12 protein-coding genes are annotated in these 18,042 nt (G+C 53.7%); 8 read left to right on the top strand and 4 right to left on the bottom strand.

Going from position 1 to position 18,042, the window contains the following annotated elements; genetic code table 11:
• Positions 1–91 precede the first annotated feature (91 nt).
• Positions 92–655 (top strand): DedA family protein, encoded by a 564-nt coding sequence (locus tag Q1L85_RS09990; protein ID WP_300425247.1) that lies wholly within the window; start codon positions 92–94, stop codon positions 653–655.
• A 22-nt stretch (positions 656–677) separates the two neighbouring features.
• On the opposite strand, the gene Q1L85_RS09985 is transcribed toward Q1L85_RS09990, so the two are convergent.
• The gene (locus tag Q1L85_RS09985; protein ID WP_300425245.1) at positions 678–1,511 is read right to left on the bottom strand and encodes a 6-carboxytetrahydropterin synthase; all 834 of its coding nucleotides are present in this window, start codon (positions 1,509–1,511) and stop codon (positions 678–680) included.
• A gap of 201 nt (positions 1,512–1,712) precedes the next feature.
• On the opposite strand from Q1L85_RS09985, the gene Q1L85_RS09980 reads away from it, so the two are divergent.
• Positions 1,713–4,604: a hypothetical protein gene (locus Q1L85_RS09980; RefSeq protein ID WP_300433038.1), complete on the top strand. Its 2,892-nt coding sequence runs from the start codon at positions 1,713–1,715 to the stop codon at positions 4,602–4,604.
• A gap of 26 nt (positions 4,605–4,630) precedes the next feature.
• Here Q1L85_RS09980 and Q1L85_RS09975 read toward each other — a convergent pair whose 3' ends face one another.
• On the bottom strand, positions 4,631–4,864 hold the full coding sequence (locus Q1L85_RS09975; RefSeq protein ID WP_300425241.1) for a hypothetical protein: 234 nt from the start codon (positions 4,862–4,864) through the stop codon (positions 4,631–4,633).
• 285 nt (positions 4,865–5,149) lie between these two features.
• Here Q1L85_RS09975 and Q1L85_RS09970 point away from each other — a divergent pair, with 285 nt between their 5' ends.
• The 6 genes from Q1L85_RS09970 (at position 5,150) to dinG (ending at position 15,651) form a co-directional block, all read left to right on the top strand.
• Positions 5,150–7,330 (top strand): malate synthase G, encoded by a 2,181-nt coding sequence (locus tag Q1L85_RS09970; protein ID WP_300425239.1) that lies wholly within the window; start codon positions 5,150–5,152, stop codon positions 7,328–7,330.
• A 150-nt stretch (positions 7,331–7,480) separates the two neighbouring features.
• Positions 7,481–10,378 (top strand): hypothetical protein, encoded by a 2,898-nt coding sequence (locus tag Q1L85_RS09965; RefSeq protein ID WP_300433036.1) that lies wholly within the window; start codon positions 7,481–7,483, stop codon positions 10,376–10,378.
• Between the two features lies 1 nt (position 10,379).
• The gene (locus Q1L85_RS09960) at positions 10,380–11,426 is read left to right on the top strand and encodes a hypothetical protein (RefSeq protein ID WP_300426243.1); all 1,047 of its coding nucleotides are present in this window, start codon (positions 10,380–10,382) and stop codon (positions 11,424–11,426) included.
• Positions 11,427–11,489: 63 nt separating this feature from the next.
• Positions 11,490–12,929, top strand: coding sequence for an ExeA family protein (locus tag Q1L85_RS09955; protein ID WP_300433034.1), 1,440 nt, complete (start codon positions 11,490–11,492; stop codon positions 12,927–12,929).
• Positions 12,929–13,561 (top strand): general secretion pathway protein GspB, encoded by a 633-nt coding sequence (locus Q1L85_RS09950; protein ID WP_300426241.1) that lies wholly within the window; start codon positions 12,929–12,931, stop codon positions 13,559–13,561. Before Q1L85_RS09955 ends, Q1L85_RS09950 begins: the two co-directional genes overlap by 1 nt.
• Positions 13,561–15,651, top strand: a complete 2,091-nt coding sequence (gene dinG / locus Q1L85_RS09945) for an ATP-dependent DNA helicase DinG (RefSeq protein WP_300426240.1) — start codon at positions 13,561–13,563, stop codon at positions 15,649–15,651. Before Q1L85_RS09950 ends, dinG begins: the two co-directional genes overlap by 1 nt.
• A gap of 91 nt (positions 15,652–15,742) precedes the next feature.
• Here the strand turns inward: dinG and Q1L85_RS09940 are convergent, their stop codons facing one another.
• A complete protein-coding gene (locus tag Q1L85_RS09940) occupies positions 15,743–17,014 on the bottom strand; it encodes an alpha/beta hydrolase (protein WP_300426239.1) in 1,272 nt (423 codons plus the stop codon).
• A gap of 187 nt (positions 17,015–17,201) precedes the next feature.
• Positions 17,202–17,816 (bottom strand): hypothetical protein, encoded by a 615-nt coding sequence (locus Q1L85_RS09935; RefSeq protein ID WP_300426238.1) that lies wholly within the window; start codon positions 17,814–17,816, stop codon positions 17,202–17,204.
• Between the last annotated feature and the right edge of the window lie 226 nt (positions 17,817–18,042).

Genomic DNA, 18,042 nt, shown 5'->3' with positions numbered 1-18,042 from the left:
ATGCCGTATAACTGGTCATTAGTTAGGCAATTGCGGCACTTCTGATACAATGCGCGGCAGTTTTTACCCGGAATCTGTATTTGGTACCTGAATGATCGACGAATTATTAGGCTACATTGATCATCCACTCTGGCCCGTGCTGGTCGTGATTGTGTCGACCTTCGCGCTGGAGGATCTGGCAATTATCGGTGCTGCTATGTTGGTTGTGGCCGAGAAAATGGCTCCCGGAACTGCTTTCACGGCTGTCTGTGTGGGAATGTTTATCGGAGATACCGCACTTTACCTGTTGGGGCGTCTTGCGCTCGTCTGGCCCTGGCTGCGCCGCTACAGCCGGCATCCCATGATCCAGAGTCAGGTGGTTCCTCTGCGTCAGTCGCCCTGGCAGCAGCTGATGCTGATACGTTGCATGCCGGGGATCCGGACGTTCGGTTATATGGCGTGTGGTATTGCGCGCGTTCCGCTGATCCCATTCTGTCTGGCAAATCTGGTGTCGATCATTGCCTGGGCGGCGGCGTTGTTTGGTACGACTCTGTTTCTCGGTAAGCAGTTCGGAGAACAGTTGCAGGGGATGATGTGGTATCTGTTGCCGGTGGCTGTTGTGCTTTTCTTCTATTGTCAGAGACGCATCCGTCAGAGTATGGAAACGCCGGCCTGATTGTCCGCCAGGTCAGCTCAGATCAGAGACTGACCATGGCCCCCTTATTCACGCCTTCAAACGCACGCACCCGGACTTTCCGATCTGGGTGACGGGCTTTCACTGCTTTGCACAGATGGTCTGCGATCAGCTCTACGGTGGTGTCGGTCGACATCATGTAGCAATGTTGCTTAGGGAGCGCCAGAAAGAATTCACCCTGCTGCGCCTGATACCGGAACTCGATGGTGTCGGCAGATGAGGCACATACGTCTTCTTCACTGCCGATATAAATGTCCTTCCACAGGCTCGCCCACCAGGCCTCTTCGTTATCGTCTCTCAGGTCGTCCAGCCAGATTTCAATCCGTGAGCGATGGCCGTGCGCGATGCGCTGACAGTTACCGTCGTGCTTTTTCAGTCCGTGACTGTAGTGATACTGAGCGCCATCTATGGCCTCTGGGGTAAAGTTAAGTGACAGTTGGTCGATTGTGTCCGGGAAATACGTCACCAACTGGCGGATACACCAGTCCGCAGCGCTGGTACGGGTGATGACCTCAGCGTCAATAAGCGTGACTGCCTGAGCAGGCGCTGTCATACGTACCGGTCCGCGCTCGGTCTCGCAGGTCAGTGATATCATGTCGCCGTCCCGGGTGATGGTCAGTCCGGGCGCCAGTGCGGGAACTAACAGGCGGTGATCCAGCTCTGAATCAAGCCAGCTGCGCAGAACCTTCTTGACCGTACCGAAGTCGCAGACCATGCCCTGGTCATCGAGTGCGCCCTCGAGAATCGCGGACGCCCACCATGTTTCTCCGACAATCCCGCGCTGGGTATCGAGGTAACTGAAATCGACATTGGTGAGTTGTTCAACGAAAAGGTGCATAAGGACTCCTGCAAGATGCGCGGATTATAGAGGAATCCTGCGCCGGGTGCAGCGCTAAAGCACAGTTGTTTCCGTTATGAGATTGGCAATTCCTTACTAATGACGCGCGGGTAATACTGGCCTGTCTCTGTGGTGCTGCTATGATGGCAGCCTTTATTATTATCCGGTTCTCTGAGGTTGTTTGTGTTCCAACGAATCTGTTTGTCTTCACCAGCGCTTGCTGTGGTCTCTGTTCTGGCACTTGCCGGCTGTAGCAGTAATGATTCGAGCAGTTCCACCAATATCAGTGTCCGGGTCCAGGTAGGGCAGGAAGACGTTGAAGCTGCCCTTGTTCGTCAGGTTCTGGTCACTGAAGCCGGTGTGCTGAATCAGGCCGATAGCGGATCCTACGTATTTACACCTAACGTCACCGATGACGAAGGTCTGGCAATTGCCGATATTGATGGGTCTGAGCTGATCTATTTTGATGTCTATGGGCGTCAGGCTGCCACCGGGGTGGAGCAGACGACCCGGCGCTGCCAGTTGGTGGCCGGATGCGGTTCATACAGCTTCGGGGACACCATGCCCATCAGTGCAGCTCCAGGCTGGAGAATGGTGGCGTTCGGATTGTCAGATAACGAGCGTATCCGCCTGACGCCCTTCACCGACCTGGCCGCTGAGCTGGCCTACCACTACGTATACAGTGAAAATTCCGGTGATCAGCAGGATGCCGGCTGGTTAACCACAGGCGGTTACTACTCGGTTTATTCTGTGGTGCAGTCCGTGTCTCAGGTATCGAGACTCTTTGGTATCGATGATATTCAGACCACAGAGCCGGCGGATCTCACTCAGATTTCAGAAATGCGCAAGCTCAACCAGACCGAAGCGATGCAACGTCTGCGTTATGGTGCGCTCATCGCCGCGTGGCAGTCCTATGAATTGAATTACACCGCGACGGCAGAGGCTCCTTTCTTTGCCAATGCCGTTGCCAATGACCTCGTCAGTGATGCTGCTCAGATGGTTCAGAAGGGGGGCAGCAGAACGCTGAATCTCTATGACCTGTACACGCTTGCGGCTGATAATCTGGAGTCAGTGACTTCTGATAATGCTGATGTGGTGTCGTATCGTGATGCCGTTGTAGATGCACTGCGTAACGAGGCCTCGGCCTTCACTGACGGGCAGCTGACGAGCGTCGTGCCGGCGTCACTGAGTGCTCTGCTGGGCAGCGATCTCGAAGATTATGAGCTGGGCATTAATCGCACGAAAGCCTTTGTCGATGTGCTGAGGGATTACGGCAATACATTTTTTGAAGACGGCTACCGGGCAGAGCTGGATAAGCATGCTGATGAACTCCGTGCACTGGGGGATGCTCAGGCTGACAACCTTGATCAGCTGGTCGACGCCTACACGAAACTGTTTGGTTTCTACCGCGACTGTTATCTGAATGCCGGCTGCCCGTCGCCTGACTCCAGCTGGACCTGGCTGAGTAGCTACAGTTATGACGCGGGCACGTCAGTATTGAGCATTAATGGTGGTGACCTGGATGTCAGTCAGCAGGTTGCAGATATCATTACGACGGACGACGATGATGCACCAACGTCCTCATACGCCATCGATGTTCTTATCAAGGGCCGCCTGACCATCAATGGCTTGCGCCTTGTGGTCGATCATACCTACGAAAATGACGACGAAGCGGACGGTATTGAAAGCGCCAGTGGTGTCCGTGTGTTCTACGCCAATCAGGTATCTGTGCTGCAGTCGCCGCTGAGTGAAGCCGAACTCGCTTATCAGCTCCGTTGGTCGTCTTTCAGTGTTTACGACACGGCCGGAATCGGCACTGACGCCGAGCGTGAGGTGACAGGTTCGTTTTCTCTCTCTTACCGTGGGGTAGACGGGGACAGCGGGCTGCGGTTTAACATTGAACAGGTCGTACTCAACTCCCGCATCTCTGATGTTGTCGATGATGATTCTGATGACGATGAAAACGTCGTGACCTTTTTCGCGTCAGGTCGCAGCCGCTACGTGGATTCTTTCTACCCGGATCGTGAATTTGCGTCCTTCAATGGCTTCTTTACACCGGAAGGCACGGGTACTTACACCGAGGGCCATGTCGAATCGGGTCTGATTACGTACAGCACTGGCTCGATGACCATCTCTGGTCGTGACGTTCAGTACCTTGATTATCAGGTTAAGGGTGGTGAGACTTACCGTTATCGCTTCTATCCGACCATTACCCGCGAAGATTCCTCTGACTTTGACGGTGATGGCGATACGGAAGAGCTGGTCGATACCCACGACTATGAAGAGTGTACGCTGTCTGGCAGTAGCTGGAGCTGCTCGCCCAAGCAGAGACTCTTTATTGCCCGCGATCTTCAGCGTGCAGTGAATGAGCTCTGGGAGCTGGGTGTATTTTCCCGTCCGGAAGTGCCGGGTCAGGGTGTCTATTTTGTAGAGTTCCCGGTGAATGCGGCCGACGAGAATGGCTGTCTGACTCTGGCGGATCTTCCGACCACGGCCACCACACTGAACGGGACGCTCTATCAGCCAGCGGTGCTTGGTCTGAGCTCCGCCCGTTTCACCAGTGAAGTTGTTCTCAATTACGATCCGGACGAAACCGAGCCTAAGACGTTACTGGATGTACAGATTTCTGCACCATATCTGAACTCTGTGAATGTCTCACTTGCGCTGTCTCATGATTACAGTGGTGTGAATACATCGGGAGTCTACAAAGGTACGGGCTCAGATCTTGACCGCCTGCTGATTGATTACAGCACTCAGAGTGGCACAGTGGAGCAGGGCAGTATCGGGATATACAAAGACGGTGTTTCTCTGACCCTTGCTGACGGCGATACCGACACCGTGGACAGTGAGTTACTGGCAGGGGCCACGCTGGAGACGCTGACCGGCGCGCCGCTCTATCGCTATCGCGTTGACAGTGACGGTCTGTCTGATCGTTGTGTCGTGGCAAACAGCGCTGAGGCCGTTACCGACCGTGATGAAAACAACGCGGTATTTGTGCTCAACTACCGCGATGTTGTCTATGGGCGGATTGCTCAGGAAAATGGCGTCTGGATCATCCGTTACGTTGATGGTAGCTGGGAGTCACTGCTGTAACTCCCGTTTCCATCCCGGCGTGTCCTCTACAGGCTTCCGTATGATACCGGAAGCTGTATGTGCACCCTTGTACAGGGCCTGATCTCGCCCTGGCTCGGGTGCCAGTCTTTCTCCCCGCTCACACCTTCCTGTATCCGGTGGATCTTTCCACCGCCGTTGAGAAACGCCTGAACATCCTGCTCCAGCTGGCGCCTGAGCTCTTCGGGACTTGCGTTGCGTCTTTCTGCTCTACGTTTTTCTGCACCTTTCTTCGAAGCCATATCGGTCTCCTTGTGCCACAGGCGATCTGGTTGTAAATCAGATCGGCCAAGGGTGGCTGGGTCAAAGTTGTTTACTTTGGGTGCGGCCAAGCTCCTGACTATATGTATCACTGTTGTACAGGTTTTGTATAGTAAATTAACGTCAAATCCGACCTTAAGGTGCGGTTAGCAGTCGTGCTGGAGTTACGGTATACTCCGGCCCCTGATTTTTCGTCGCACTTCGCTTTGTGCGGGTGGCTTTTTAGTGTGGCGCTCCGGCGTCCTTGAATGAATTGAGGCTAAACAATGACAGAATACGTTCAGAAGGGTGGACTTCAGATCGCCCAGGAGCTGTACGATTTCATCAACGATAAAGCAATGCCAGGTACTGGTATTGAACAGGATGCGTTCTGGGCGAGCTTTGATGCTATCGCGAATGAACTGGCACCAAAGAACAAGGCGCTGCTGGCTAAGCGTGATGATCTGCAGGCCAAAATCGACGCTTACCACACTGAGCGTAAAGGCCAGTCTCACAACGCTGCTGAGTACAAAGCGTTCCTGCAGGAAATTGGTTACCTGCTGCCAGAAGGCGACGACTTTGAAGCGACCACTGCCAACGTTGAGCCAGAAATCGGCCAGATGGCAGGTCCTCAGCTGGTAGTGCCAGTCATGAACGCCCGCTTCGCTCTGAACGCTGCGAACGCTCGTTGGGGTTCTCTGTACGATGCTCTGTACGGCACTAACGTTATCTCTGAAGAGGGCGGTGCTGAGAAAGGTAAAGGTTACAACAAAGTACGTGGCGACAAGGTTATCGCCTACGCCCGTAACTTCCTGAACGAATCTGCGCCACTGGCTGCTGGCGACCATGCTGACAGCACTAAGTACGCTATCGATGCAGGTAAGCTGGTTGTTACCCTGAAAGATGGCAGCACCACGGGTCTGAAAGACGCGTCTCAGCTTGTTGGTTTCAAAGGCGAGATGGCTGCACCAGAAGCAATCCTGCTGGTGAATAACGGCCTGCACTTCGAAATTCAGATCGACGCAACCAGCCCGATTGGTTCTACCGACGCTGCTGGCGTAAAAGACGTTCTGATGGAATCGGCTCTGACCACCATTATGGACTGTGAAGACTCTGTTGCTGCAGTCGATGCGGCAGACAAAGTTGTGACCTACGGTAACTGGCTGGGCCTGATGAAAGGTGACCTGGCGGAAGAAGTGACCAAAGGCGGTCAGACTTTCACCCGTACTATGAACCCAGATCGTGAGTACACTGGCCTGAACGGTGAAACCGTTAAGCTGAAAGGTCGCTCAATGCTGTTCGTTCGTAACGTAGGTCACCTGATGACTAACCCTGCGATCCTGCTGGCTGATGGCAGCGAGATTCCAGAAGGCATCATGGACGGCATGATGACGACTCTGATCGCTATGCACGATCTGAAGGGTAACTCTCCGTTCCAGAACTCTACTACCGGTTCTGTAAACATCGTTAAGCCTAAGATGCACGGTCCGGAAGAAGTGGCGTTTGCCAACGAACTGTTCGGTCGCATCGAAGACGCACTGGGTCTGCCACGCTTCACCATGAAGATGGGCATCATGGACGAAGAGCGTCGTACTACCGTTAACCTGAAAGAATGTATCCGTTCTGCGAAAGACCGTGTTGTATTCATCAACACTGGCTTCCTGGACCGTACTGGTGACGAAATCCACACGTCTATGCTGGCAGGTCCATTCGTACCTAAGACAGTGATGAAGCAGCAGCTGTGGATCAACACTTACGAAAACTGGAACGTTGACGTAGGTCTGGAAACTGGTCTGCAGGGCCGTTCACAGATCGGTAAAGGCATGTGGCCTATCCCTGATGAGATGGGCATGATGATGGAGCAGAAGATCGGCCATCCTAAGTCTGGTGCGAACACCGCATGGGTTCCATCTCCGACCGCGGCGACTCTGCACGCTATGCACTATCACCAGGTTGACGTTTTCGCGACTCAGAACGAGCTGAAGACCCGCGAGCACGCTGACGTTGATGGCATTCTGACTATTCCTCTGATGACTGCTGACGAAGCCGCTGCGCTGACGCCAGAGCAGATCCAGAAAGAAATCGACAACAACTGTCAGGGTATCCTGGGCTATGTTGTTCGCTGGGTTGACCAGGGTGTTGGTTGTTCTAAGGTTCCAGACATCAACAACGTTGGCCTGATGGAAGACCGCGCAACACTGCGTATCTCTTCTCAGCACGTTGCTAACTGGCTGGAGCACGGTATCTGTACCCGCGAACAGGTTGAAGACAGCCTGAAGCGCATGGCAGCAATCGTTGATGGTCAGAACGCAGGTGATGCGGCCTACATCAACATGGCACCGGGTTTTGACGGCATTGCCTTCCAGGCAGCTTCTGACCTGATCTTCAAGGGTAAAGAGCAGCCAAGCGGTTACACCGAACCACTACTGCACGCTTACCGCCTGAAGTTCAAAGCTGCACAGAAGTAATCCCTACTCCTGTAAAGCAACGTAAAAAACCCGGCCCAGGCCGGGTTTTTTTGTGTAAAAGCGCGGTAAAGAGACACCAGTTCAGCTATTCTGGCTGTCACAGACTCTTACAATAATTCCTGCGTATTAAAAGGTTATTGGTAACCTCACATGATAATAAGAAAGTTAGCGGTATCTCTCGCTTTAGCATCACTTGTAGCCTGCTCCAGTAACAGCAGCTCTTTCCGGGAAGACGATTCGCAGGCAGACAGCGGCCTGTCTGGTCGTGTAGATAACTCTGTCCGTGGTGCACGGGTGACCCTGGTTGAATTAACGACAGCAGGGCAGCCAACCCGCGAAGTCGATGATTCCGATAACGTGATCTACAGCGGTTACTTCACGACTACTGATACCGTCGGGGTGTATGACCTCACCTACGAAGAGTCTTCTAACAGCAAGGCGGTTCTGCTGATTGCAACGGCTGACAGCGGCGCCGTCACTTATCAGTGTGAGCGTCCATCGGGCTGCGGCTCAGTTGCGTACCTTGGCAATATCAGTATCGACGACAGTCTGGATATGCGTGCCGGCGTCGGAGAGCTGGCCGATAATATGACCATCAACGTTAACTGGATTACCGAACTCGCCAGTACTCTCGCGACTACCGCCTATATTGACGCGTCGCCCGTTGGTGACGCAGACCCCGAGGTTGATGAAGAAACAGACACAGCCAAGCGCGCCTTCTATTCCGAATATTCCATCGAGCTGGCTAACAAGCATGTCTCGACCCTGTTTGGCCTCACTGATGTGGTATCCGTCACGCCGGTTGGTCCTTCGGCCATTACGGCGGCAACCGATAAGCCTTCTTCGGTGCACCAGGAATCCATCTACATGGGAGCGCTGCTGAGTGCGTTGCCTGTTCTGGCGGATCTTAACAGCGGTTCTTCTTACGTCTCGTACCTCACGGCCCTGACAGACGAGTTCATTTCAGACGGCGGTCAGTTACTGCAGCGCGCTGCGGTTGCGGATCCGGCAAATGAAAATGTGGCCAATGTATTTACTCTGTATGGCATCTACAACCAGGCCTACCAGAACCTCAATGAAAGCATTAATTATTTTGAAGAGCGCAATGCAACGGTTCCTGTAACCGCGAGGCGTGCTCTGACGTCTCTGAAAACACGCAGGGACGCTCTTGTGATCGGTCAGATGACTGACGTTGAAGTCGATGTCAGTGAAGAGCTGGCTGACTGGAAGACCAATATCGATCAGGCGAAGGTTTTTGTTCAGGATCTGACGGCGCGCTTTAAGGATTTTACCGGTCAGGAAACTGGCAATGGTTTTATCGATGCCGACTATTCAGACCGGATGGAAGCCTACTTCGAAGATCATAATGCCGCTTACGATGGTATTGCACCAAGCCTCAACTCGGCCCTGAAAGCCGTGGTTGATATGACTCAGTACCTGTTGTCCTGTGAGTCACCGGGGAACTGCGATGCGGCACTGAATACCGGCGGCTTTTCATACAATTCAACGGCTCACCGGGTATCGACCTCGGGTGGCTCACTGACCCTGACCCTGCAGGATATTCCTGACGAAGGCAGCAAAACCATCCAGATAAATCTGAATAATGATGGAGCACTTTCGATCTCGGGCGGGTCACTGACCTGGAAAACCGCCACTAACTCAGTGGATGTAGAAACCATCCCGAATATTGTGCTGCAGTACGATGACGTCATCACTGATTCGACGATCCCTGCCTGGGCAGATCAGGAGCCCTCAGCGCTTTACGTTGTCTGGCCATCTGTGTCACTGCCATTGCAGCTGAGCGGTACCAGCCTGGATGCGGCGGCTAAAAACTCTGTTGAAGTACTCTTTGAAACAACGTTGGTGGGTGTGCGCGATCCAATCCCTGCGCACAGTGCTTACGAGCAACGGTTTAATGCGTTTACCGTGGTGCTCTGGGTCTGCTCTTTGTCTGCAACGGGTGCTGGGTGTGAAACCGAGTTGTCAGAAAGCGGACGCAAAAACGTCATTCTTTCCGAGCTGATTACCGTCAATGCGGGTGAGTTTTATCCTGATACTAAGTGGCCCGAATTCAGTAATGTGTTTCAGCCTCGTGAGATCAGTGCCGCAGAAACACCGCAGAATATTTCAAACCTGGTGAAATACTACCGGGGGGTTGAATCTGACACTGGCTACGCCTACCTCGACAGTCAGATTCTTAATGAGCCTGTCCGTCGTATGAGGGTGTATCCATCGCCGACCATTGACGACGCTACCATTGTTGAAGACTGCATCGTCGATTCTTTTGGTGCAGGTGCTGAAATCGAGTCGTGCGAGAGCTCGCCGATTATTTTCGCAGAAGCGTTTGATCTGGAGCAGTGGATTCAGGATCTGTATGACGCCGATGCCCTGCAGGTTCAGTTTGTGACCGCACATGGGTCTTACGTCGCGGATCTGACAGCAGGCAGCCAGAATCTGGTGTCGGGTGATGACGTCGTTATTCCTTCCGACACTGAGCTGACAGGATACCCAGGCGAGCTGCTGAATCAGTACCGACTGACGATCGGCACTCTGGATGTCCGGATGGACAGCGTCATGCCGGGTGATGATCAGGTGTTCACGACCGTGATCGGCAACCTGATACGCAAAACGAAGGATTATTTCGATGCTGAGATTCGCTTTGGGTATAACTACGACTACGAACTCTCGGGTATCTACGCCGGTGCGGACGCTCAGAGCTTCACGGCCAGTTACACCATCGAATACGACGAAGCCAATGACTTTAACGTCGAGCTGGGTAGCCTGACGGTGTTCCGCTCCGGAGTCACCTTGTTCGGTGCAGAAGAGCCGATCGGCTTCAGTGCGTCTTCTGAGGCGAACTACACCCCGGGGACGACAGACACCGGGTGTGGTCTCTATAACCGCGACAAACTCGTGTCGGAAGGCGACTGTAATGCTGTGGCGTACATTACCTTCCGTGGAGCGCTGTTAGGTTCGATTCGTGAAGAGCGTCCGGGTGTGTACGTTGTGCGCTATGTCGATGGAACCTGGACAATTCTGGGAAGCTGATATGAGAGCGCCATGGGTAGCAGGGTGTGTTATCGGCCTGCTGCCGTTCCTGGTTCATGCGCAACCTCCTTCTGAGGGCCGCGTGTCGGCCCGGTTAACTATCGAAGCGTCGTCCGGGCCTGTCCCCATCGATCAGATGATTAACGGCTGGGAGAGCAACGCAAGAAGCAGTGATTTTGCTTTTGCTGACGGTACCGCATCGCTGACTGCAGAGTATCAGGGCTGGTTGCTGGGTGCCGAGCGTCGCTATTACTACCTGTATGAATTCACGCCTGACACTGTCTCCTGGTACGAGGAAGTGGAGCAGGGCTCTGAAAATTCCACTGACAAAAATATCGATCTCGACGTATCCAGTTTCGATGCCAGAGGGGTCTTTGCGGGCTACCGTTTTTCTGGAAATGGCTGGTCGCTGACGCCATCTTTTACTCTGTATAAGCTTGGGCATTATCAGTTTGGTGAACTCTCCGGGCGTTCGAGTGAAGGTGAGGGGACCAACGCCTCTGCTTTTCTTGATTACTACTTTGATGAAGACAAAATCCTGGCTTACGAAGCGGAGGAAGGAGAGCGTTTTGGGTATTCGCTTTCGGTGGCAGGTACTCGCAGCTTTAATGACGACTGGACAGCAAGCTTCGAGCTCAGAGACCTCTGGAATCGTCTTGAATTTTTTACTGCATCGCATCGCACCGGATGCATTAACGTAGGCACGGTTGAAACGTCGGTCTGTGAGCAGGAAGGGGCTTCCGTTTCGGGCAAGGATGTTCTTGAAGATTATATTACCCGTATCCCGGTAACAGTGAGGGGTTCGCTCAGTTATGAGCCTTACCGTATGCATGGCGATCTGATCTTGCACGGGCCATACCGCAATCTGACTCTGCGGAAAGACTGGCTTGTCGGTTCGTTCGTGTCCGGTGTTTCAGTTTCTTCAGCGAATCAGCTGGGCGTGTATCTGGTGGGTGAATGGTTCCGGATACGTTATGCGGCTGATGATCTGCGGCTCAACTATGTGCGCGATGCTCAGCTGGAAGCCAGTCTCTTTTATCAGTGGTAGGGCCTCTGCACAGACCGGGTAAATCCGGTATCATGCTGCAGCTGAATTCAACGCGGATTATTCATGTACCTTGAGTACTTTGGCCTGCAGCGCCTGCCTTTTACGATCTCTCCTGATCCTGAATTCCTGTATCCCTCACAGGGACACCAGGAGGCGCTGGCACATCTGAGTTATGCCCTGACAGATCAGGGCGGCCTGATCTGCCTGACCGGAGAGGTGGGCACCGGGAAGACAACCTTGTGCCGGGCGCTGATTGAATCTGTGCCTGATGGTGATCACGTTGCATACATTTTTAATCCCCAGCTGTCACCCGTCGAGTTGTTGCAGAGCATATGTGACGAGCTGGGCATTGAGTACAGCGAAAATTCATCGCTGAAAGAGTTATACGCTGATCTTAACCTTGGCCTGCTGCGCTGCTTCAGCAAACACCAGCGGGTGATATGCGTCATTGATGAAGCACAGTCGATGCCGGCGCCATTGCTTGAACAGATTCGCCTGTTGACCAACCTTGAAACCCATCGGGACAAGTTGCTGACGCTTGTCCTCGTCGGTCAGCCAGAGCTGCGCGATCTGCTGGCGCGGTATGATCTCCGCCAGCTTAATCAACGCATCACGGCGCGCTACCATCTCGATCACCTCAGTGCTGACGATACCGCATCTTATCTGGAGCACCGGATTGTCTGTGCGGGTGGCGATAGCATGCTGTTTGACCGAGCGTCCGTAAAAATAATTCATAAAGCCAGTGGTGGGGTTCCTCGTCTGATCAACAGCATTGCCGATCGTGCGTTGCTTGGTGCGTATGCAACCGGGGCCGCTCAGGTATCGGCAGCCATCGCCCGGCAGGCGGTGGAAGAAGTGATCGGCAAGCCGTCGCAACGCCCGGCGTCCGGCCGTCGTTGGAAGCCGGTTGCTCTGGCGGGCAGTGTCGGTGCATTGGGCGTTCTGGTGTGTGTCGCTCTTGCGCTGCTACTGTTCCGCTCACCGGTGCCAGTTGCGCCATCAGACAGTGCGCTATCAGACGGTGCTCAGAACCCACTTAACCTGCTCAGTCAATCGTTAGGGATGGACGTGGAAAGCTGCTCGGATCTGCTCCAGAGTCAGTACCGTTGCCTTTGGGTTGACTGGCCACTGACCGAATTGAAAGATCTTGAGCAGCCGGTTGCAGTTCCTGTGGCAAGGGGCAGCTGGCGGGTGCTTTCTCCTGACATCTCTGTCGCGACGGGAGATGCACTGGTGCTCTGGCAGGTACCGCCGGGCTACGAAGATACGGTCAAGCCCGGTGATAAAGCCGCCATCATCCGCTGGGTACGCTCCAGACTGGGCATCAACTGGAATCAGGAATGGACTTCCATTGGCCCCGGGGGCGTTCAGTTTCAGGCAGACCCTGAGTTTTACGATCCGCTTCTTGAGCAGGCCGTTGCTGAGTTTCAGATCAGTCATGGTTTGAAAGCTGACCGGATTATCGGGCCGCGTACCCTGATGCATATGCAGAGGGGCGGCTAATGTCTTACATCCTGGATGCTCTGAAAAAATCGGAAGAAGAAAGGCAGAAAAATCAGCCAGAGCGTGAGTTCTCAACGGTGGCAATATCGCCGGCATCGCGTGTACAGGATGCCAGTGCAGGACAGAAGTGGCTTCCCGTTATCGCTCTGCTTCTGTTGTTACTTCTGATCCTGATCGTGCTGCTGTTGTGGCGGAATCCCCCGACTGAGCCTGCAGTCGCACCGGTACCCGTACCCATTGAAACGGCGGCGGTTACCGACATCGAAGAAAACAGCACGCCAGTGAACGTTCCGGATACGGTAGACGAAACACCGGGTGCCGTTATGAGTTCAGCAACCTTACAGGCGCCTGTGGCTCCGGTGGCAGTCAGTGTCGTTCCAAAGGCCGGGAAGAGCGGTGCGGCGCCAGTTGAGGCGCTTAAGCAGATTCCTACGCTGAATATCACCGGGCACCTCTACAGCTCTGTGCCTTCTAAGCGAACGGTCACAATGAATGACCGGGTGTGGAAGGAAGGCGACACTCTGACACAAGGCGTCAGCATCAAAGAAATAACCAAAGATGGACTGAGTCTGGATGTCTCTGGATGGACGGTATTTGTCGGTCGTAGCCGTGGCTGGCAGGCAATCCGCTGATGCTCACTAAAGAAACCAAAGAACGGATTCAGAGCCTGTATCGCGAATGCATCAAGGCGATGGAGTTACGCCCGCGCCTTGGACAGCGGGTCATGATTGCAGAAATCGCCAAAGCGCTGGGCAATGTTCATGAAGGAGACAAGGGTGAGCGAGATAACAACGCGGGTATTGCCGTCGTAGAAGCTGGCACGGGCACGGGTAAAACACTGGCGTACCTGATCGCAGCGCTACCCGTTGCTGTAGAGCGGGAGCGTAAACTGCTTATATCAACGGCGACTGTCGCCCTGCAGGAGCAGATTCTCGATAAAGATCTGCCGGCCCTCAAAAAGCACATTTCTCTGCCTTTTAATTACGCGCTGGCTAAGGGCCGCGGACGTTACCTCTGCCTGGTGAAATTAGACAAAGCGCTGCAGCACCTTTCGGGAATGCTGGCTACCGTCGACTTGTTTGAACAGACGCCGGAAGAAAAAGACAGAGCGCTCTATGAAGATATGCTGTCTCAGTACGCCAGCGGCGGTTGGGATGGCGACCGGGACAGATGGCCGGATGAAATCGAACACAGTCAGTGGAGCCACCTGACGGCGACGCATCGCGAGTGCTCAAACCGCCGCTGCCAACACTTTAATAACTGCTCCTTTTATAAGGCCCGGGCAGCCATGGAAGAGGCCGATATCATTGTCGCTAACCACGACCTGGTGTTGGCGGATCTGTCTCTGGGAGGAGGCGCTGTTCTGCCGGCGCCCGATAAAACTATCTATGTTTTCGACGAGGGCCACCATCTGGCAGATAAGGCGCTGAACCATTTCCGCCTGGATATGGGGGTTCGCTCGACGCGCCAGTGGCTGAAGCAGCTGGAGAAACTCTTCGATCAGTTTATTGCTCAGGCGGGGATGCCCGTCAGTATCATGCACTCGATGCGTGAGGCGCCGGAGCATATAAGAACACTGACACAGTCAGTCAGCCTGTTGTGGCCGATGGTCATGGATCTTCTTGGCGAAAGGGATCGTCTGCGCTTTGAGTTTGGCCATGCACCGGACAGCCTGAAAGACCTGCTGACCACGATGAAAGCTCCATTACAGCCCGTACTTCAGTGTCTGGATAAACTGAACGACCTGCTGCAGAAGTCGCTTGATCCGAAGGAAGAGCCTGAAGTTGCCCGGGATGTCGCAGAATCCTGGCAGGCGCCTGTGGGAATAATGCTCGCCCGCGCAGAGCAGTTGTCGGAGGCCTTGTCCTGGCTGGCGGCGGCAGAAGCCGAAGGTGAGCTGCCCGTCGCGCGCTGGCTGAACAAAACACCGTTCGGAGATGACTGGGATATTATTATGTCCGCGTCGCCAATATCCGTCGCTGAGCAGCTCAGACGTAATCTCTGGAGCCGCTGCTATGGCGCTGTACTGACTTCAGCCACGCTGACGGCTCTGAACAGCTTCAACACACTTCGCTGGGAAGCCGGACTGCCTGACTGGGCGACCTATGAGCGGGTCGCAAGTCCGTTTAATTATCCTGAGCTGGGGGAGTTGGAAGTCGTTCAGCTGGCTTCTGATCCGAAGAGCGAATCGTTCGAAGGCGATGTTCAGAGCTGGTTAAAAGACAATGTAGATACCACCAAAGGCACTCTGGTTCTGTTCAGCTCCCGTGCCCAGCTTGAGGCCACCCGTGATTTCTTTATCCGTGACTGGTACGACATTCTCCTGAGTCAGGGCTATCTGCCTAAAGGTGAAATTGTCCGCCGTCACAAAGAGCGGATTGATAAGGGTGAGGGGAGTCTGATTTTCGGCCTCGCGAGCTTTGCAGAAGGCATTGACCTGCCGGGCGAATATGTCACTCATGTTGTGATTGTGAAAATTCCATTTGCGGTACCGGACGATCCGATTCAGGCAGCGATCTCAGAGTGGATGGAAAGCCGGGGGCGCAATCCCTTTATGGAGCTGACACTGCCTGCGGCATCGATACGCCTGATTCAGGCGTGTGGCCGGCTTATCCGCAAGGAAAGTGACCAGGGCAGAATCAGCATTCTCGATAAGCGTCTGGTGTCTCACCGATACGGGCGTTTATTACTGGATTCGCTGCCGCCGTTCCGCCGGATCTGATGTCGTAACTAACGACGGGCAATTAAACGACGGGCAATAAAAAACCCGCCGAAGCGGGTCAGGTACATGGCATCTCTGCCGTGCACAGGTCTCAGGCCAGGCGGCCCGCTACTTCCTCAACTGCAGGCTGGTTGTCGCGAATCATCAGCAGGTGCTCTTTCAGGTAGGAGAGCAGTGATTCCGCAGCCTTAATATCACGCTGCATAATCAGGCAACGCATACGCTTTTTGTCTTTCGCCAGAACCCGCACATGGTAGGTGTGTCCGGTTTCCGGGAGTTCGAGGTACAGCTCGTCAGACGCTTCCGTCAGAGCCATATCAACGTGAATCTGTTCCAGCTCACAGCCGCTGAAATTGATGTTCAGCATACGCACTGTGTGGCTTTTTCCGGTCGCTTGGTCTACGAGGGTGTAAGGCTGTTCCATTGGACGCAGACGAGCCTGCAGACGCTGGTTCGCAAAATCGAATGCCTGCGGGTCATAGATATCAACCCCTGGAATGCCCTCAAGTGACTGACCAGTCATAAAGCGGCAGACAACCTCCATAGAGGCTGACTTCTGCTCGAACTGAGCCAGGTGATCCGCGTTGCGGATTACCGCGAAGGTACCGTTAGGACATTGACGAGCCACTGCCGCATTTTCCTGAGGCAGTGTGAAGTTGTCGTATTCGCCGGTCGCAATCAGAGTTTCGCATACCGGGAACGCAGGGAAACCTTCAAAACGCAGCAGGCGACGGGTGTTCTGAGCGTAGCGCATACGTTCGTTGTCGTTGAGGCGTGCAATCTGACGGAACAGCAGGCGACGATAGGTTGCGCCGATGTTTGTTTCTTCCATACGGTTATGGTTGATCAGGTTGCAGACTGCAGTCGTTGCGAACGCATCCATGTCACCGGTTTCGAGCAGCTTGAGAGAGTCTTCAAGCAGGGTGATCAGGCTTTCACGACGGAAGCAGGTAATGCCGGAAATCAGCAGGCGCTCGATCAGCTCCGGGTATTTAGAAGCAAAGAGGGTCGCCATGGCGGAGCCATAGCTGACGCCCATCAGCTGTACCTTACGGACGTTCTGAGAGGTCAGGAAACCTGCGATCAGATCGGCGTAGTCTTCCATATCCAGATCGGGTGCTAACTGATCGTTGCTGCCCTGAGAAGGGAAGTCAGCCAGTATCACCGGACAATGCTCAAGGATCTGTTCTACTTCGTTGCGGAAAGAGGAAAAACTCTGGAAAGCTCCACCAAGAAACATGACAGGTGCTTTGTCCATGTTGTCTGGGCTCTCATAAGCGAGAAACTCAACCTTGTATTCTCCGACCATCTGGATGGACGGGGCGCTTTTGAGGGCTGCGGGACTGTAGGTAGAGAAGTTCATATCGCACCGGGCTCTTTATTCTTATAGTTGGTCCACTCTATCGTACTTATAGACAGAAGGCCATAGTTGTATGTTTTCTTTACGAATAATTGATCTCTTTCTAACCTATTGAAATATATAGGCTTTTTCTCGGATTTTGGCCGAAATAGTACAATTCCGGCCAGCAGATCCGCTGCTATACACAACTTTACTGTTGTGGGGTGTTCATCTGAAAAATGATGTTGTCGTTGGTCACAGTAACACCAATTTCTCCGTTAGGGGTAGAGAAAGCGGAGGGAGAATAGTTCCCGCTGTTGGGAATCACCAGCTGGAACTGGCCAGGGTTGTCAGAAGACAGTGCGTTCACACCGTTGGTCTGCGCTGTGGCTGGAAACTGCAGGTTGTTGTAGTCAATCGGCGCACCGGGTTCAAGGCCGAGTACTTCACGCAGTTTATCGTCATTGACGTGAAGGTACGGATCATACGCCGGAGACTGATAGGCGAAGGACGACTGCGAATCCAGCTGAAAATTCTGCTGGGCGCTGTTATCGCTGAAAATCGATTCGAGCAGGGCGCGTTGCGCTGCTGTCAGCTCGCCAGTCGTTTCCAGGGTGGATTCCCCTTCAGAGAAGTCATCTTCTAATGGAGACACCTTAATCATGGCTTTCGGGGCCTGTTCAAGCACAGGCACGCGTTCTTTCACGATAACGGTCGTGTCGCGGATGTATTCCTGCGTCATTTCTTCAGGTGGGATTTCGACGATCTCAGCAGAAGCAACAGCAGCAGTGAGGGCGAGGGGCAGAACAGCGAACAACGGTTTCATGGCAGCATCCCTTAGTTGGATTGTTTTTATCCTAGTGAATCCGGACCTGGACGCAAGGCCTCTCACGCCAAACTGATGTGCTTTAACGTGCCGTTCAGTTACCCAATGATTCTGGCCCGTAATCTTTTCGTAAAGACTGCGCAGAGCGGCATCTTTGTCATTGCTTGTAAAAAAGTCAGCACAGAGGTCGAAAAGCGCCCGGGCATAAGGCAAACTGGCTGCCTTC

Source organism: uncultured Thalassolituus sp. (genome assembly GCF_950066645.1).
GTDB lineage: Bacteria > Pseudomonadota > Gammaproteobacteria > Pseudomonadales > Oceanobacteraceae > Thalassolituus.
Note: the sequence above shows the minus strand (reverse complement) of the source record. Positions and strands in the feature narration are given on the sequence as shown.